This window comes from Sphingobacterium sp. UBA2480, assembly GCF_002341965.1.
Taxonomy (GTDB): domain Bacteria; phylum Bacteroidota; class Bacteroidia; order Sphingobacteriales; family Sphingobacteriaceae; genus Sphingobacterium; species Sphingobacterium multivorum.
In genome coordinates this window covers 282873-299751 of sequence record NZ_DDPA01000001.1, presented here as the reverse complement: position 1 = coordinate 299751, position 16879 = coordinate 282873, and the positions used below count along the sequence as shown (strand labels likewise).

The 16879-nt window shown below is 42.2% G+C and carries 17 protein-coding genes; 6 read left to right on the top strand and 11 right to left on the bottom strand.

All coding sequences use genetic code 11. From position 1 onward, the window contains the following. The first annotated feature begins 432 nt into the window (after positions 1 to 432). Positions 433 to 2037, top strand: coding sequence for a hypothetical protein (locus B3600_RS01405; protein ID WP_286751839.1), 1605 nt, complete (start codon positions 433 to 435; stop codon positions 2035 to 2037). A 131-nt stretch (positions 2038 to 2168) separates the two neighbouring features. Continuing rightward, a complete protein-coding gene (locus B3600_RS01400; protein ID WP_256603458.1) occupies positions 2169 to 2300 on the top strand; it encodes a hypothetical protein in 132 nt (43 codons plus the stop codon). Positions 2301 to 2396: 96 nt separating this feature from the next. Here the strand turns inward: B3600_RS01400 and B3600_RS01395 are convergent, their stop codons facing one another. The 7 genes from B3600_RS01395 to B3600_RS01365 all read right to left on the bottom strand — a co-directional run bounded on the left by B3600_RS01395 (position 2397) and on the right by B3600_RS01365 (position 9985). After that, positions 2397 to 3056, bottom strand: coding sequence for a DUF6266 family protein (locus tag B3600_RS01395; RefSeq protein ID WP_070564348.1), 660 nt, complete (start codon positions 3054 to 3056; stop codon positions 2397 to 2399). 392 nt (positions 3057 to 3448) lie between these two features. Then, positions 3449 to 4615: an alpha-hydroxy acid oxidase gene (locus B3600_RS01390; RefSeq protein WP_286751838.1), complete on the bottom strand. Its 1167-nt coding sequence runs from the start codon at positions 4613 to 4615 to the stop codon at positions 3449 to 3451. Positions 4616 to 4714: 99 nt separating this feature from the next. Then, entirely contained in the window at positions 4715 to 5485 is a 771-nt protein-coding gene (locus B3600_RS01385) for an SDR family NAD(P)-dependent oxidoreductase (protein ID WP_286751837.1), read from the bottom strand. Between the two features lie 57 nt (positions 5486 to 5542). Next, positions 5543 to 7189 (bottom strand): sodium:solute symporter, encoded by a 1647-nt coding sequence (locus tag B3600_RS01380; RefSeq protein ID WP_286751836.1) that lies wholly within the window; start codon positions 7187 to 7189, stop codon positions 5543 to 5545. Between the two features lie 6 nt (positions 7190 to 7195). Further along, the gene (locus B3600_RS01375; RefSeq protein WP_286751835.1) at positions 7196 to 8416 is read right to left on the bottom strand and encodes an enolase C-terminal domain-like protein; all 1221 of its coding nucleotides are present in this window, start codon (positions 8414 to 8416) and stop codon (positions 7196 to 7198) included. 48 nt (positions 8417 to 8464) lie between these two features. Next, positions 8465 to 9511, bottom strand: a complete 1047-nt coding sequence (locus tag B3600_RS01370) for an alpha-L-fucosidase (protein WP_286751834.1) — start codon at positions 9509 to 9511, stop codon at positions 8465 to 8467. 45 nt (positions 9512 to 9556) lie between these two features. Further along, positions 9557 to 9985, bottom strand: coding sequence for an L-rhamnose mutarotase (locus B3600_RS01365; protein ID WP_286751833.1), 429 nt, complete (start codon positions 9983 to 9985; stop codon positions 9557 to 9559). Positions 9986 to 10171: 186 nt separating this feature from the next. On the opposite strand from B3600_RS01365, the gene B3600_RS01360 reads away from it, so the two are divergent. Next, a complete protein-coding gene (locus B3600_RS01360) occupies positions 10172 to 11050 on the top strand; it encodes an AraC family transcriptional regulator (protein ID WP_286751832.1) in 879 nt (292 codons plus the stop codon). A 23-nt stretch (positions 11051 to 11073) separates the two neighbouring features. On the opposite strand, the gene B3600_RS01355 is transcribed toward B3600_RS01360, so the two are convergent. Continuing rightward, complete coding sequence (locus B3600_RS01355; RefSeq protein ID WP_286751831.1) at positions 11074 to 12594, bottom strand: FAD-dependent oxidoreductase; 1521 nt, start codon at positions 12592 to 12594, stop codon at positions 11074 to 11076. Positions 12595 to 12806: 212 nt separating this feature from the next. On the opposite strand from B3600_RS01355, the gene B3600_RS01350 reads away from it, so the two are divergent. Beyond that, complete coding sequence (locus tag B3600_RS01350; protein ID WP_286751830.1) at positions 12807 to 13580, top strand: SDR family oxidoreductase; 774 nt, start codon at positions 12807 to 12809, stop codon at positions 13578 to 13580. 68 nt (positions 13581 to 13648) lie between these two features. Beyond that, positions 13649 to 14140 (top strand): low affinity iron permease family protein, encoded by a 492-nt coding sequence (locus B3600_RS01345; protein WP_286751829.1) that lies wholly within the window; start codon positions 13649 to 13651, stop codon positions 14138 to 14140. A gap of 71 nt (positions 14141 to 14211) precedes the next feature. Here the strand turns inward: B3600_RS01345 and B3600_RS01340 are convergent, their stop codons facing one another. The 3 genes from B3600_RS01340 to B3600_RS01330 all read right to left on the bottom strand — a co-directional run bounded on the left by B3600_RS01340 (position 14212) and on the right by B3600_RS01330 (position 16167). Beyond that, the gene (locus B3600_RS01340; protein ID WP_115048624.1) at positions 14212 to 15204 is read right to left on the bottom strand and encodes an SDR family oxidoreductase; all 993 of its coding nucleotides are present in this window, start codon (positions 15202 to 15204) and stop codon (positions 14212 to 14214) included. An 84-nt stretch (positions 15205 to 15288) separates the two neighbouring features. After that, complete coding sequence (locus B3600_RS01335; protein ID WP_286751828.1) at positions 15289 to 15519, bottom strand: hypothetical protein; 231 nt, start codon at positions 15517 to 15519, stop codon at positions 15289 to 15291. Positions 15520 to 15570: 51 nt separating this feature from the next. Then, positions 15571 to 16167, bottom strand: a complete 597-nt coding sequence (locus B3600_RS01330; RefSeq protein ID WP_286751827.1) for a ferritin-like domain-containing protein — start codon at positions 16165 to 16167, stop codon at positions 15571 to 15573. 262 nt (positions 16168 to 16429) lie between these two features. On the opposite strand from B3600_RS01330, the gene B3600_RS01325 reads away from it, so the two are divergent. Next, positions 16430 to 16819, top strand: a complete 390-nt coding sequence (locus B3600_RS01325) for a hypothetical protein (RefSeq protein ID WP_286751826.1) — start codon at positions 16430 to 16432, stop codon at positions 16817 to 16819. Positions 16820 to 16879: the final 60 nt, after the last annotated feature.

Here is a 16879-nt window from a genome sequence, read left to right as displayed (position 1 = left end):
CCTATTCTTCCTAAAAAACAATGGAACAGTTGCCCTCTATCGAACGCTTTTCTTAACCTTAAATCCACACAAAACCGCATAACCCAACAAAGAACAATCACTCGACACCAATATTAATTACAAGTAAATTATTATTCAAATAAAACGAATTGTAATTAACAGAAAAACAGCATAAAACATGTTTAAACAGCCTTAAAGCAGCAAATAGTTGTATTGTAGATATTTCTCTACAAGAAAAATAAGATAATACAAATACGTCATATTAAGTAAAATGCTATTTATATAATTGCATCGATAAAAAATAATAGCAACAAAAAAAGCAATCGTATACCACATTTTAAACATAAACAGGCATACACCTGCAAAGACAGTACAACAAATAAATCAATAACTAAATCAAAAAATCAATAACAAAACAAAATGTCAATTAACATGAATCTAATCCCCCATCACCGACTGACTAACCTGTTCATGCTGGGTTGCAGTGCTTTCGCACTTAGTCTCTACTCCTGTAACAAAAGTGGAGAAAACACCGCATTGACAGGAGAAACTGTCGTTAAAGTCAATCTTTCGGGTGTAGAAGCTTACACTGAAACGGACAACAATGCTGTTCAAAAGCAAGCATCTGCAAAAGCTTCACGCACATCAATCGATGCACCTGATGTACAGGAAATGACAGTACCGCTTGAAAACGGTGGTTCTGTCGACGTGGTCCTAACAAACAATTCAGCGATCACAAAAAGCCTCGTCGCTTCGTCCACCCCCAAACTAGCGGCTGTCCAGACACAAGAGAAGCCGTTGGACAAAAACGTTAAATATAAAGTTGTTGTCTATGACAACCAAGGCGCTTACGTAACGGAAAAGATTTATAGCTATGGTGAGGAAGCTACTGCTGCAGGTATCGTTCTTGACGCTGGAAAATCTTACACGTTCATTGCCTATTCAATCAATAGTACCACAGCATTACCGGGTATCAACAATCAAAATACACTGTCCACTGCCAGCTTAGACAATATAAGTGGTGATTTGATGTATTACACGGGCACATTAACGTTAAAAAGTGGTGTAAATAACTTAAATGTTGTATTAAAACACCGGTTTAGCCAAATCACCACAACATTGACCATGGATCCAAGTATGACCGGAGCTATTACTCAAATCGGGGCTGCCGTATTAAAACCTAGTCATGGTAGTGCAAATTTGAAATTCTCAGACCAAACACTAACCTACAATGGCTTGAACAACGCAGGCGTGACCACGCAATTCCCGGCTTTAGGAAATGGCCTGCGTACCGTGATCAGTAACCCCTCTTTATTGATCCACCCGGCAACCAGCAATGGAACACTGATGCTCGGTAGTCTAACACTGGATGATGAGACTAAAACAAACATCACCATTCCAAATGTTAAGATCAATCCCGGACAGAAATACGATCTGAAACTCAATTTCAGAACCTGCACACAAAATGTAACCAGCAATGGCCTGGACTGGAGCTATCCGGCAACTACATCGGGAGGTAAAACGGGTATTATGAAAGATGGAAAATTCTATGCCAATGGAACGACAATCGATAGAAATTTCACTGCCCCAGCGGCAGACTATGGTTTTGTTTTCGACATTACCGAACTGGACAATGCATTTAACATGGAAGTAAATGGTGTCAAATTGGCGAAACAAGAAATTCAATTTGAAGTGGGTGCCTCTTCTGCTCAAAACATCCAGTTTGTTGATGGAAGCAAATACGCAGGCAACAATATTGAAACTGGTAAAAGAATTGATCAGGTCTACAACATGAAAGGTACAAGTGCAGCCCCATTGATCAAGCTTGTCATCAGCAGAACTGGCCAGGTTACCATGTTTGGTAGCAAAACATCCGGCGGTCCTTTATATGAACTTAAACTCGTTAATGGCAACAGCTTCAACACATTCCCTTGGAGTGCAACACAAAGCAACACCGTAAAAGTGACCCAACTTGTTGATGGACGTACAATTATCAAAGGTGTAGGTGCTGGAAAGAAGAAAATCCCTTGTCAGTAGTCACCATTAGTCAATAAATAGATCAATAATCTTAAAAATTAAATACACGCTGAGCATAACAATAGAAATTCAGCAAGGATAAAAAAGGTATTATGGAAAAGAAATTAGCATACATCGCCCCTCGAATAAACATGACGACGATCGAACTTGAACAAGGTATCGCCGCCGGTTCGGCATACGCCAGACCAGAAGACGCCAACAGCGGTAAAGTGAGCGAACAATGGGAAGTAGGTTCAACAGACAATAGAAATATCGACTGGTAAACTATTTCCAATGTGGATAAAAAGGGGCTAGCCGAATGTGGATAGCCCTTTTTTATGCTATATTATAATACACGATCGTGTCAGCACTATGTATACTCAAATCGTTATTGAACCCAAATGCAGACTGTCTGTATTACCTCCACCGTAACTCTCGATAAAAAAGATATACACCTGATAGGTCACTTCCTTTCTATGTTTTGGCATTTCAATATGTTGTTTGCCAGATAGTAGGCTACCTTTGAAGTCGTTCATGACAAGTGAATATCCGTTCCCGTTATCCGCTACATTATACAGGACCAAGAAGGAATCGTAAGTTCTGGTATTGAACTTTTCCTCCAGATAGGCGTCATATTCCCAGGTAACCTGAAGTACTTGGTTTTCTTTGTCAAAATCCATTGTATAGGAAGTGATGGGATTGGGGCTTCCTTTGGCAATCATAAATTTCTGCCAGTCAATCAAAAAACCATTTTCTTCCTGGATAAGCGCTTCTTTCAAATTATAAGACATCGCGACATCGTATGCCCGTTTAGGATAGCTGTACGCTTTATACCCCATATTGATGATCGGTTTTAACTGGCTAATATGTGACCTCACCATTTTGAAGCGTTTTCTACTGAGCAGTTGCTCAGGACTGGGCTCCCGTTTTTTAACACGAGGGAGAGATCGTACATAATTTCCTGTTTTAGTCGACACAAATACAACAGAACCTGCTTTCCCGGAAACAGTTCCATTAACACCATTTTTAACGATTGCCATAATTGCCTGATAATGTTATAGATATTAAAGATAAACATTATCAAGGAAACATACTCATACCAAATTAGGTGAAAAAACAATTTTTATTCAATATTTGGACAGTAATTAGTCATTGTTTATTCAGTCTCCACTGAGCAAGCACTGAACAAGCACTGAACGAGCACTGAACAAGCACTGTTAAAATCGCGAATTTGGCCACCGATTGATCTCCGTTTGCTATATCGAAAACTTAATCATATTACATCAAAGCCAACTAGCTTTTATGTCAAACTATAAAACAAAAAATGTCTCCTACATTTGCTTCATACAAACATAAGAGACATTCTCTTCTTTCTATGGTAGGCCTGATTCCCACCTCAACGCTGGATCGAAAACTCGACCTGCTACAACGGTTACAGGACAGCCTGTAGACGTTTTGGCAAATCTTCAATCTTTGAAAGACTCAATTGCTTCATAACCTGATACAAATGTGTCTTGAACATATTGATTGTATGTTCCCCACCTTCATTGCCCAATGCGCCAACGCCATACATAAATGGTCTTCCCATAAAATTGAAATCCGATCCAACCGCATGGGCGCGGGCTAGGTCAACTCCCGATCGAATACCACCATCTAACATGATTTTTATCTTATTTTTATATTCTGGGTTGCTCGCCAAATGGATCAATGAATTGATCGAAGATTCACTTGCGTCGAGCTGTCGTCCACCATGATTTGAGACAATGACTCCATCCACGCCCAATGCGATAGAAGCCTGCATATCTTCGTCGGTGGCAATCCCTTTAAGCACCAATGGCCCTTTCCAAAGATCGCGAATAGCTTTAATTTTCTCAACATCTACCTTACCGGTAAATGTTCTATTCATAAACTGTCCCAGCTGCGCTAAATCAAGACCTTTTTCCATATAAGGCTTCAATGTTGCAAAAGAAGGAATTCCATGTCTTAATGTTTCTATCCCCCAAGTTGGGCAGGCAAAAGTTTGCAAGATATTGGCGATACTCATTTTAGGCGGCATAGACAATCCGCTTTTTATTTCACGATAACGAAGTCCAAAAGCAGGAACATCGACCAAAACTACCAATACGGGACATTCAACAGCCTGTAGACGTTGAATAATATCATCGCGCAACCTGTTTTCTGTCGGATGATAGAGCTGGAACCACGCTTTCCCATCAGATACCTCGGCAATACGTTCAATACTACTTGTTGATACAGTACTCAAAATATAAGGAACATCATTTTTTGCAGCCGCTTTCGCAAGAATCTCTGGCGCATTCGGCCACATCAATCCCTGAAGTCCAATAGGCGAAACCCCAAAAGGCGCACTATAACGGCGACCGAATAGTTCGACCGAAAGGTCTATTTCTTCACTCGCAAGCAGATATTGAGGCTTCAACAGAATATTATCAAAATCGTTTTCATTTCTGGCAAGGTTCAATTCTTCATTGGCTCCTCCGGTCAAATAATCAAATGCAAATTTGGGAATCCTTTTCTTCGCTTTAATCTTTAGATCTTCAACAGAAGGATAACGGGTATTATATATAAATTTCTGGCTCATGATTGATGTATTATTTATAAGCAGTCTACAACTGCGCGCCAAACTTAGATAAATTGCTTTTCAAATGCAAGCTAATTATAGTTAATATAAAAAAATCTGTCACACATTTCTGCGGTAGCCCAACTCGGCACCTCCACTTACAGGTAGATTTACCCCTGTAATAAAGCGCGCTTGGTTTGACAGCAGAAACACACAGGCATCAGCAATGACATCACCGTCAGGACAGTATCCAAGCAAATGAATATCCTTCAAAAAATCAAAAACCTGTTTCGGCTGTGGTTGCTCCAGTGTCCATTTGTTGAGCATGGGTGTCATAACAGCTGCAGGCATAACCGAATTGACACGTATGCCGACAGACGCATAGTCTATGGCCATCGATTTTGTCAACGCATTGATAGCCCCTTTTGTGGCAGCATATGCCGCATGGTTCTCCTGGCCTATTTCCCCTACTAAGCTACTCGTATTTAGAATACAACCGGCAGATTCCTTTAAATGGGGGTAGCCATACCGTGTAGTCAAAAGAACACTTTTCATGTTGGTATCCAGTAACCTTATCCATTCATCGTCCGTCGTTTCATGCAAAGGTTTTGATGGACTTGCCAAGCCAGCATTGTTATGGATTGCATCAAGCCGCCCAAAAACAGCAACGGTCTTTTGGATAGCTGATTCAACTTCCCTGGCCTGCGTGACATCCGCACAGATGCCCATATGTGGTGCCCCGATCAGTTCAGCTGTTTCATCCACGGATGTTTGATCGAGACCAATAAAGGCAACCTTTGCCCCCGCTTTGACATAGGCTTTTACACATTCCAAACCGATACCAGCACTTCCTCCGGTAACCAATATGATTTTATCTTCTAAGATTTTCACGTTCTATTATTCTTGTATTTAGCATCAAGTTCCAAAGCATTGGAACAAATTAAAAAATCAGTTGAAAATTACATATAAAATCACGACAATAGCGAGTAGCAATGTCGACAAAATGCGGTAACTCCCGATACCCGACCAGGCTTTACCCCGAAGTGGGTCCATGGGATTCTTCCAGTACAAATCCCGACTTTGTGCAGTGTGCTGCACGGGATACTTATACGATAATAATACCTGAAGTACCATACAGATCAAAAACAGATAAAAAGCCATCATCATAAATGGAGTCTGACCTATCCACGAGTCAGGCAGCAGCTTGTTCAGTAAAAATACGGCAACCCCCAAAACAGAACCTATCCACAAGGTAAGTTTTGCAGCTATTGCCGATGCCCCTTTCCAAAACACACCTAAAAGAAATACGCAGGTTATTGGTGGCGCAATGTGTGCTATCACATCATTTATGCCGTAGAAAATACTCTCATAGCGATCCAATAGTGGTAAAAGAGCCAAGGAAAATCCCATGGCAATAACTGCAGCAATTTTCCCGATACGAATCAACTGACCATCGGAAGCGGCAGGTTTCCGCTGTCTAAAGATATCGTAACTCACCATGGTCGATATCGAATTTAGCGCACCCGATATCTGGCTCATTAAACCCGACAGGAGCGCTGCGACCAAAACACCGATCAATCCGGAAGGCAAAAGTTGTGTAATCATAAGTGTATAGATGCCTTTTGAATTGACCTGCCCTTGATGGTCCACGCCGAGACTGCTTAAATCCAATTGACCTGTTTTAAACAAGGTATACGCAAATAGGCCTGGAAGCACAAAAATAAAAACAGGCAAGATTTTTAGAAAACCACAGAAAAGAGCGCCCACACGTCCATGGTTTTCATCTTTCGCCCCTAAAACACGCTGAACGATGGTCTGATCGGCACACCAATACCAAATACCCAAAATCGGATAGCCAAACAAAACGGCATACCAAGGCATTCCACTTCCATCGTTGCTCCCACGAAGCATAGAAAGACGATCAAGGGCATTATCCTGCACAAGTACTGCTTTCATCGGCGTCCAACCGCCCATCTTGTCAAAAGCGGCAAAACTGATAATGAAAGCCCCCGCAAGCAACACAATTGTCTGGATAGATTCCGTCACCACAACAGCACGCAATCCGCCCAAAATCGTATATATTCCAGTTATCACACAGATTACTGTAATACTCAAATACATATTAAACCCAAAAAGTGTGCGCAGCACAATCCCTCCAGCCAACATCGAAAAAGCGATATGAATAACAATTGCCGATAGTATAGAGATAAACGTAAGCCAATCTCTGCTGGCACGATCATAGCGTCGTTCCAGAAAGTCGGGCAAGGTGGCAACACCCGACTTGAGGTAAAATGGCACAAAAAAAAGTGCAAGCAAGATTAAAGTAAAGGCCGCCATCCATTCAAAGTTGCCGTTTAGCAGGCCTGTATCAAATCCGCTCTGTGCCAAACTGACCAGATGCACCGTTGAAATATTGGTTGCAAAAAGCGCCAAACCTATAGCCGGCCACCGGAGTGTCTTTCCAGCCAAAAAATATCCCTCGGCACTTGTTTCCTTCACTTTCTTAAATCGCCCTGATCCTGCCAATACGCCGACAACTAAAATCAACACAATATAAAAGATGGCGATACCTAAATCTAAATTTCCTAACATCATGTCAACTTATAACAAATCACAACTGCTTCCCACATCCATTGGGGTACGGTAAACTCCATTCTCAATAGATACTGGATGTACAAAATGAGACTTTAGATGCGGGATATGCTCCAAAAACAAAGCTTCATGCCCCAAGCTTATGTGGTTAAATAAAACCAGGTGCTGATGGAGCTGCCCCATATCCCCAACATGTGGTACAACAGGGATATTATATTTTCGACAAAGTAGACTCACGGATAGAAACTCGCTTACGCCGCCAACGCGAACAGCATCGACCTGTACAAATCCCGTCGCACCCATTTGAAGATAATTTTTAAACAAAATGCGGTTCGGCACATGCTCACCCATGGCAACTTTTATCGGCGCAATATGTTCGGCCAAGCGTTTATGACCAACAATGTCGTCCGGGTGTGTCGGCTCCTCTACCCAAAACGGGTTCATCTCTTTAAGCTCTTGACAGATGGATAGCGCCTGCGGCAGCGTCCATTGCTGATTCGCATCGAGCATTACTTTAGCTTCATCACCAGCAACCTCACGCACGATATGCGCACGACGAATATCCCGCAAGGGATCTTCACTGCCCACTTTGAGTTTCATTGCGGAGAAGCCGTTTTCTAAAGCACGCTTACAATTCACCCGTATCTTTTCATCAGAATAGTTAAACCAGCCTACTGACGTATCATAGCCCACATAGCCCTTTTCAATAATCCCCATTCTTTTATGACCTGTAGCCATATTTGACTCCAGTAAGCTGATGGCCTCCGCCTTTGTCAACTCATCTTCCAAATAGGAAAGATCCAGCGTATTGACAATCTCTTCGGCGCTGAGCTCGGTTAACAATTTCCAAAGTGGAACTCCTCTCGTTTTAGCCCAAAGATCAAAACAGGCATTTGTTACCGAAGCTAAGGCCAAATGAACAACCCCTTTATGTGGACCCAACCAACGATACTGCTGTTCATTGCTCAACCTATTAAACAATTGACCAAAATCTGCCATAAGATCCTCAATTGGAATCCCTTTCAGTCGTTCGGCATAAAAAGCTGCGGCACGACAGACCAGCTCGTTCCCTGCACCCAGTGTAAAAGCCAGACCTGTCCCAACGCGCCCCTTATCATCGGCCAATCGGGTCACTGCATAAGAATAGATCGGATCTTTGTGTATCGCATCACTGCCTGCACCTGTAGCCAAAGGAAATCTTCGATCCTGAATATCAAACGTCTTTATCATAAAATCGTAACGTGCTTATTTTTAGTATTTAGGTTAATCTATTTTGAATTATAACTTTAATTTCTCTTTTAATTTGCGTAAAATGTCAACATCCGAATCCTTTATGCGCCCCATTCGATTGGGACCAACGTTTAAGATCAGGATATTGTCTTGCGCAGTTGCGGTCTGATAAATCCCCGCAAGCTCTTCCAAAGACTTATACTTCTTGTCTGTCGTGTTATAGAACCAGCGTTCTCCAAGTACCACTGTTGTCTCAAAAGGCATATAGTAAGTGTTCCCCTGTGCCATAAAAACCTTAGGGTCAGGATCGACCGGAAGATAAGGGTCGCCTAGCCTAAAGTCACTTGGAAAATAACGTATTGGGTAATAATTCTGCTGGTCTTTCGGCAAAACAATGTGTTTGTCCGTATTCTCAGGCGATCCGATGCTCCAGTTTATACCAATTTGACATCCAGGAACCTTTTTCTTGATTAAATTATAGATCTCCTGCGTGGGCCATCGATAATTCTCTTTTTCCCAGCCTCCATCCAGCCAAAGCTCAACGATATCCGTATACTTTTTGGTCATATCTACCAGCTCATTGAGCTGGTTCAACATATATTGATTATAGGCTGCATCTGCAGACCTGTCTTTAACATTGGGGTTCTGCTTTCGGTCCCATAAAGAATAATACAAGCCGAGGCGCATTCCCTGTTTGGCGCATTCTTTAGCCAGCTCCAGTACAACATTTGTTGCGTTCGAAGAGTTCGCTACATCATAATCCGTATACTTGCTATCCCATAAACAAAAACCCTCGTGGTGTTTCGTTACCAAAATCATGTACTTCATCCCGGCTTCCTTTGCTGTCGAAACCCATTGTTTAACCTCAATTGCTGATGGAGCATATGTGCTGGCGGGTTTAGATCCGTCTGTCCACTCCTGATCATGAAATGTATTCATGCCAAAATGAACGAACATGCCATATTTTCGGTCAATCTGCGCCCGCTGATATGCATTGGGCCGTACCGATGGAACAGGTACAATAGCCTTTGTTTGAGCACCGACATGTATACCTAAAACAGCGAGTGCCAAACTAAATAATATTTTTTTTCTCATGGCTACATTCTATTGGTTATTACTGCGTTTATTAATTTTCTTTCTTTAGTCCGTATGGAATACTTCCGCCATATCAGACCAAATCTCCCCTTTCTCCTGTGCATCGGACAAGGGTTGCTGACAAGGATCGGTTTCCTTCCACCAGCGCTGTGTCTCTGGATCGGAAGCCATTTTTTGCATATCAAGCTTGATATTTTGTCCTGCATATTCAAAATAGCTGAAAAGAAAAAATTGACCATCTATCTCCTTCAAAAAAATAGAATAATTGCGGATATGACATGCCTTGATCTTTCGAAGTACTGAGGGCCAAACTTTGGCATGAAGCTTTTTATAATACGCTACTTTCTCGGCTTTCAATCCTGTTATGGATGCATAGCGAGTCACGGAGCGACTGCTCTCTGTAGACCGGAAGGCTGTTGTACAGAGTACGACCAAGACGATCACAAGGATGTAAGGATACAATTTAGGATACATAAGTTCTGCGTTATTGTATAATTATACGTAGTTGTATAGTACTACTAAATTACGCGCTTAGCAGGACCGAGACTACTGCTAGATTGCTCATTTCTCCCACTATATTAACAATTTTACACATGTTTACTTATTTTTAAGGCAAAATAGGCTATATTGCCTGTTCTTAATTTAAAAATAACCAAACACATGAAACCTGTTTTCGCCAAAATTTTGGAAGGTGCAGCTATCACAACTTTTGCGACCAAAGATGTGCAACGCCCATTCTTCTCAACCGAATTTCATTTTCATAGCGCCTGCCAGATGACCTATATTGTGGAAAGTGAGGGAAAGCGGATTATTGGCGACAATGTGAGTAACTTTGTTTCCGATGAACTTACTTTTGTAGGACCTGATCTGCCACATGTCTGGCACAATAACACGATAAATTGCGCAGGCTCTACTATTGCGGAGACAAAAACTTCCCGTTCTTTAGCCTTGTATATAGAACCTAAATTAATGATTAAACTTTTAGGGCATTTCTTTCAAACACACAAAGTCGAAACCTTCTTTTCGGTCTCCAAACGCGGTCTCCTATTCCGTGGCGCAACAAAGGAACAATTGAAGGTAAAGCTAAAAAAGATCGTACAGCTGGATTATGGCTTTGAAAAAACTATTTTGTTACTAGAGATTATCGAATTGATGTTATCGACAGATGAATTTGATTACATTTCCAGCGCTGGATACACCCACAACTATAGCCCTATTGACAATAGTAAAATTGACAGCATCTTTAAATTCGTATTTAACAACTATACCGGAGAAATTCAATTGGATCAAGTTGCGCAGCTCGCTAATATGTCAAAACACTCCTTTTGCCGTTATTTCAAATCCCGTACGCAGAAAACCTTCGTCCAATTTGTCAATGAGGTTCGCATCAGTGAATCCTGTAGATTGATTGTCGAAAACAAGCATCAAATCACACACATTGCTTATGCCTGTGGCTTCAACAGCCTTTCCAACTTCAATAAAATTTTCAAATCAATTAAAGGGATCACGCCAAGCCAATATAAGTCCCAGATATGTTAGAAAAGCGTCAAAACAAAGTTGCACTAATCAAAATTGACACGACCAAGATCTACACTAGCAGGACCATTCAAAAGCTTTCCATTCATTCCGAACCGTGAACCATGACAAGGACAGTCCCAGGACATTTCGGATGGGTTCCAGCTTACTGTACACCCCATATGCGGACAGACTGAGTTTACAGCATGCAACTCCCCTTCCATATCCCGACAAATAGCCAGTTTTCTGTCCCTATAGTGAACAATTTTACCTTCCGCTGGCTGTAAGCTTTCGACCTCCTTCAGCGTTTCAGCCGAAAATTTGTCCATGATAAAATGTTTTGCAGCATTGACACCTTCCGATAATACCTGCTGTGCGCTCGCAACAGGTTTGATGCGGCTTGGTGACAGCAGTTCAGCCAGCGGATTCTCCTTTCCTTCCAATAAGTCAGGGATCACAAGTGACGCCATTGATCCAAATGTCATTCCATTACCGCCATAACCGGTGGCTATATACACATTATTTTCATTTGGCATACTGCCGATAAAGGGTAAGCCATCGGCTGAATCATAATATTGCGACGACCAACTTGCAGTAAGTTCATCATAGTCGAAATGCTGATCAACCCAAAGTTTTAGGTCGGCAAAATGTTGCTCTGTTTGTTGGTCGTCGCCAGTTTTATGATCAAAACCACCCACGATAAGGTAATGTTCTTTATCAGATCGATGATACCTAAAATAGTGGTAGGGATCATACAGATCCGCAGCTTGTCCCAATGCTTCAGGTTCTCCATGAAGCTTTAACGTCAGGACGTAACTTCGATAAGGTGCCAGTAAAAAATTGAATCTGTTTTTGCCTGGTGGCACATGGGTAGCCCAAATGATATTCTTTGCCGTATAAACCTCTTTTCCACTCAGCTTCAATTTGACCCTTCCATCTTCATTGCTATAGGCTTCAATTCCTCGACCCGTCAATATTTCGCCGCCCTCACGACAATAGGCTTCGATCATGCCCGCAATATATCTCATGGGATGAAATTGTGCTTGTCCCTCAATGCATATTGCTTTTTCGAAAGGTATATCAAAAGGTATGGTTTCGACATAATGGGTAGGCAATCCCAATTGCTGATGGGCCGCGTAAATTTGCTCGAGCTGCTCGTTCTGTCCAGATTCTGCGCTAAAGAGAAAAAAGTCACATGTCGAATATGCACACTGTATGGAATATTTGGAAATGTTATCTTTTATATAATCTAAGACCTCAAGCGTCGCATTCAGAAGCAGCTGAGCGGGATCCTTTCCAAAATTTTCAATAATCTCATTGTAAGAAGCGTCATAAAAGTTATTGATATGGGCGGTGGTTCCTCCGGTTGTGCCAAACCCTGGATTCTCCTTGTCCAACAGTAGGCATTTTATGCCTCTATTCTGAAGTTCCTTGGCCAATGTAACACCAGTTATACCCGCCCCCACAACAATGGTATGGAAATCTAAAATGGCAGGGTCAGTCGAAAAATTTTCAATGTCAACATCCTGCCAAAAGCTCTTGTTCGTTCCGTCACGCTTCATAGTCATTATATTAAATTCAAAGAATCAGTCTTTGCTTTATTGCAAATACAACACGTCCAAGATAAGAACCATGCTATTCCACTTTCGTTTTAGCGGTTAAATACGTAAAAAAAAGAAGAAGTACGTCTTCCTTTGCGCCCCAAAACCAATGTATAAAATAGGCTGTTCCTTCATGAAATAACGAAGTGCTTCATTGCACCTTTAACACGATATACATTATGAAAATAAATGTGAAGGATTACGTCAACTCCATTTTACCGAGTTGGGTAAAAAATAAGAAAATAATTATTACTGGTGGCACCACCGGGATTGGCCGGGCGACCGCCCTACTTTTAGCCGCGATGGGTAACGATATTTTAATTTGCGGCCATCATCAAAACCAGTTGGACGATACGCTCCGTGATTTTAATCAATTGGAATGCACAGGTAAGATGGAAGGGATTGTAGTAGATCTGGCGACCGAAGAAGGCATACACATGCTCTTCAGGACATTTGACGAACAATATGATCGTTTGGATATTCTCATCAATAATGCGGCTATAGCCTTTCAGTCGGTTAAGGACGGAAGTTATTCGGATCAGGATTACCTCCTTCGCACGAATGTGCTGGCCTATTTGGCTTGTACCCAAGCCGCGTTGTTACGGATGGAACCCCGCGGAACAGGACATATCCTTAATGTCGGATCAATGAGTGCAGATGTACGCGAAGCGCAGAGTTCTGTCTATGTCTGCTCGAAAGGAGGTATTCAAGCATTTACAGAATCGTTACGGAAAGAAGCCAATCCCAAGGGTATCCAGGTGTCGCTTGTTGAACCTGGATCAGTTGGAACAGATATGCAACCTTTTTCACCGGACGAGCAGCAAGAAAAAATTGATCATTTAGAAATGCTCTATGCCGAAGATATCGCGCGTACCATAGCTTATATCCTATCTCAACCACTACGTACTTCCATCGTGCATACACAGGTTAAACCTTTGAGACAAATCATATAAGTCATCTGCGATTTTATCAACAAGAAAACAAATCCACTTAGTTGAACGTCCTTAAAAAAATTTGTGTCATGAGAAAAAAGAAAAACTTGTTTGAACGATTCTCAAACTGGGCAACGCATGCCACCGGTAGTTCAGCCGCATTTATTATCGCAACTTCGACGGTGATTATCTGGGCCGTGAGCGGCCCCATATTCAATTATTCTGAAACCTGGCAACTGGTCATCAATACAGGTACGACCATTGTTACTTTTCTAATGGTATTTCTCATTCAAAAATCCCAAAATAAGGATTCCAAAGCAATCCACCTGAAACTCAATGAACTGATAGCGTCCCATGAAGGCACCAGCAACCGAATGGTCAATCTGGAAGACTTAAGTGAAGAGGAATTGGATCAGCTCGCCAAGTTTTATGCGCACGTGGCGAAGCTCGCTCTGGAAGAAAGGGATCTCACCTGCACACACTCTATAGATGCCGCAAAGGAAAACCATGATTATAAAGTAAAGGTTCAAAAAGAAAAACACAACCGCTCAGCAGATAAAAGACCGAACACCACGGACTAGTATTCAGCTTATTGATGATAAAAAAATCCCCTTGAAGGGGATTTTTTTTGTCATGCTATAATCGCTAATTTTTAGGGCTGTCCACCGCCGCCCGCGGCCCCATAAATTTGTCCGTTCGCATAACTTGCGTCTGCCGCAGCCAATTGCACATAGATTGAAGCAAGTTCGGCGGGTTGCCCCGGACGTCCCATGGGGGTATCACCTCCGAAATTCACCAGCTTTTCCTGCGTAGCACCACCACTCACCTGTAGTGCAGTCCAAATTGGACCGGGAGCCACGCCATTGACCCGTATGCCCTTTGGACCAAGTTGTTTGGCCAATGACCGAATATAGTTGGTGGTCGCAGCTTTTGTCTGTGCGTAGTCATACAAATCTTCCGAGGGGTCTGCGGCCTGTACCGATGTTGTACCGATAATTACAGCTCCAGGTTTAAGATGAGGCAAGGCTGCCTTAATAAGCCAGAAAGGTGCATAAATATTGGTTTTCATCGTGGCATCAAATTCCGCAGTGGTAATATCCAATATCGATGGTTTTGTCTGCTGCCGCGCCGCGTTGCTGACCAAAATATCCAGACCGCCGAGTTGAAGTACGGCGTCCTCAATCAGCCGAATACAAAACTCTTCTTTACGGAGATCTCCCGGAATAGCGACTGCCTTTCGGCCCGCCGCTTTTATCAAAGCGATGACTTCCTTCGCATCTTTCTCCTCCTCGGGCAAATAGTTGATGGCAACATCGGCCCCTTCTCGGGCGTAAGCGATAGCTGCTGCACGTCCCATTCCCGAATCGCCCCCGGTGATCAATGCTTTGCGCCCTTGGAGCCTTCCTGATCCTTTATAACTATCCTCGCCATGATCCGGCCGGGGCTCCATTTCACTGCAGAGTCCAGGCCAAGGTTGAGATTGGCTCTTGAACGGCGGTTTTGGGTATTCTTTAACCGGATTGACCGGTCTGTCTTGGGTTTGGCCCGCTGAGCGATCGGGACTTCCAATGATACTCAATGCCAAGATTCCAGAACCTATTTTACCGATAGCAGCTCTTCTTCCCATATTATCTGAATACTTCATAGCTTTTTTCGTTTTTGGAAAAGGCCCAATGAAATTGAGCCTTTTATATTTATTCTACAGATGTGTTTTTACAAAAAATGCACGTTAATCATGTCCTTCAGTTTTCACAATCTTGTTATAGATGCCCAATAGAAGGAACGGTGCAGCCCATTGACTTACAAATAGGGCGTTTTTATCGTTCGACATGCATTTTAATGCGGCAGATACACCCATCGCCAGCAATGCAGCGCCTAAAAATACGGTGGATGGTAGTTTAGAAGTTTGATCTTCTATCTTTTTGGTGATTTCACCTTCGTTTCCTGTATTTAATGCCATAACTTAAATTTTTGATTTTTTAATAGTGTTCACGCTAGGTCTATTGTACACTTATTCAGCTTTTGAATTGAGGTTTGTATCGGCCAGCGCGCTAAGATCTTCATCACATTTCTTTTCTTCACCCAGTGTTTCAAGTAGTAATTTTAAGGCATCCTTATGTGTTAACACTTTCGCAAAAGCTGCCAATGTTCCATACGTGGCAATTTCGTAATGCTCTACCTTTTGGGCGGCAGCAATAATTGCTGCATCGCGGACAGATCCAGCTTCTGTTTCTTTCATAAGGCTTTCCGCCTCTTCAAGTAGCCCCGCCATAGCTTCGCATTTTTCGGCTTTTGCTTTCACTCTGATAAGCTCAAAACATTGCTCCAAACGATCCACATGTGTTTCCGTTTCTGCCAGATGTTTAGAAATAGCAGATTTTAATTGTTCTGAACTTGCATTTTTCTCCATCTTAGGAAGTGCTTTCGTCAGCGCTTTTTCTGCCCAATAAATATCCTTTAATCCATCCTCAAATAATTCGGCTAGATCCTTCGCTGCCCCCGCTTCGGCAGGTACTTTTTTTCCTTCTGAATTAGCGTTTGAAGTTGCTGTGTTACCTGATTTTGTGTTTGTTTTACTTTTTTCTGCTGTTGCTGTTGTTGTTGCCATAATACTAAGTTTTTATGCTCAAACGAGCGGTTCGTCAAATAAACAGCTCTCAAACTTTTTTCGTTCGCCAGAACTGTGTAAATCCTGCAAATCACGCATATACCACATTTTATAAGTAAAAACACGTTTTTCAAAAATTTAAATGATAGCGAACAACAACGCTATAATTAACGTACAAATCATATGACAATGCGTACTAACACAGTTAACGATCTGGCAACAACAGTGGTTCATCAACAAACGATTATAAATTAAACGCAGTATGAATAAAAAATGTACAGTTCAGGATGTCCGTCCAGGTATGGCCATCCTCGCTTTAGCGATTGTAGCACAATCAGGCCCCCAAAATCTACCGAACGATATTCCGGAAGAGCATGAAGAAGAACTACCGGAAAATACACCGGATCAGGAACCCGAAATTGATCAGGAAGATTTGGAAACGGATGAAGAATTAGACTTCGCAGTTGATGCAGAAGAACCTGAAATACCCCGCCAGGATGATTCCGGTTTCGATGAGGAAATTGGTTCAGCAGGTGAAGATGAATTTCCAGAAGAAGATGAAAGAGATGAAAACGAGGGTGCTAATGATGCGGAAGGGCTGCCTACGCAACCGGTGACAACACCTTCTGATTTAGATGCAACAACCCTATAACGTGGACAAAAAAACAGAAGAACCCCGCTCTTTTTCCAGTGTCGGGGTTCATTGCGCCCT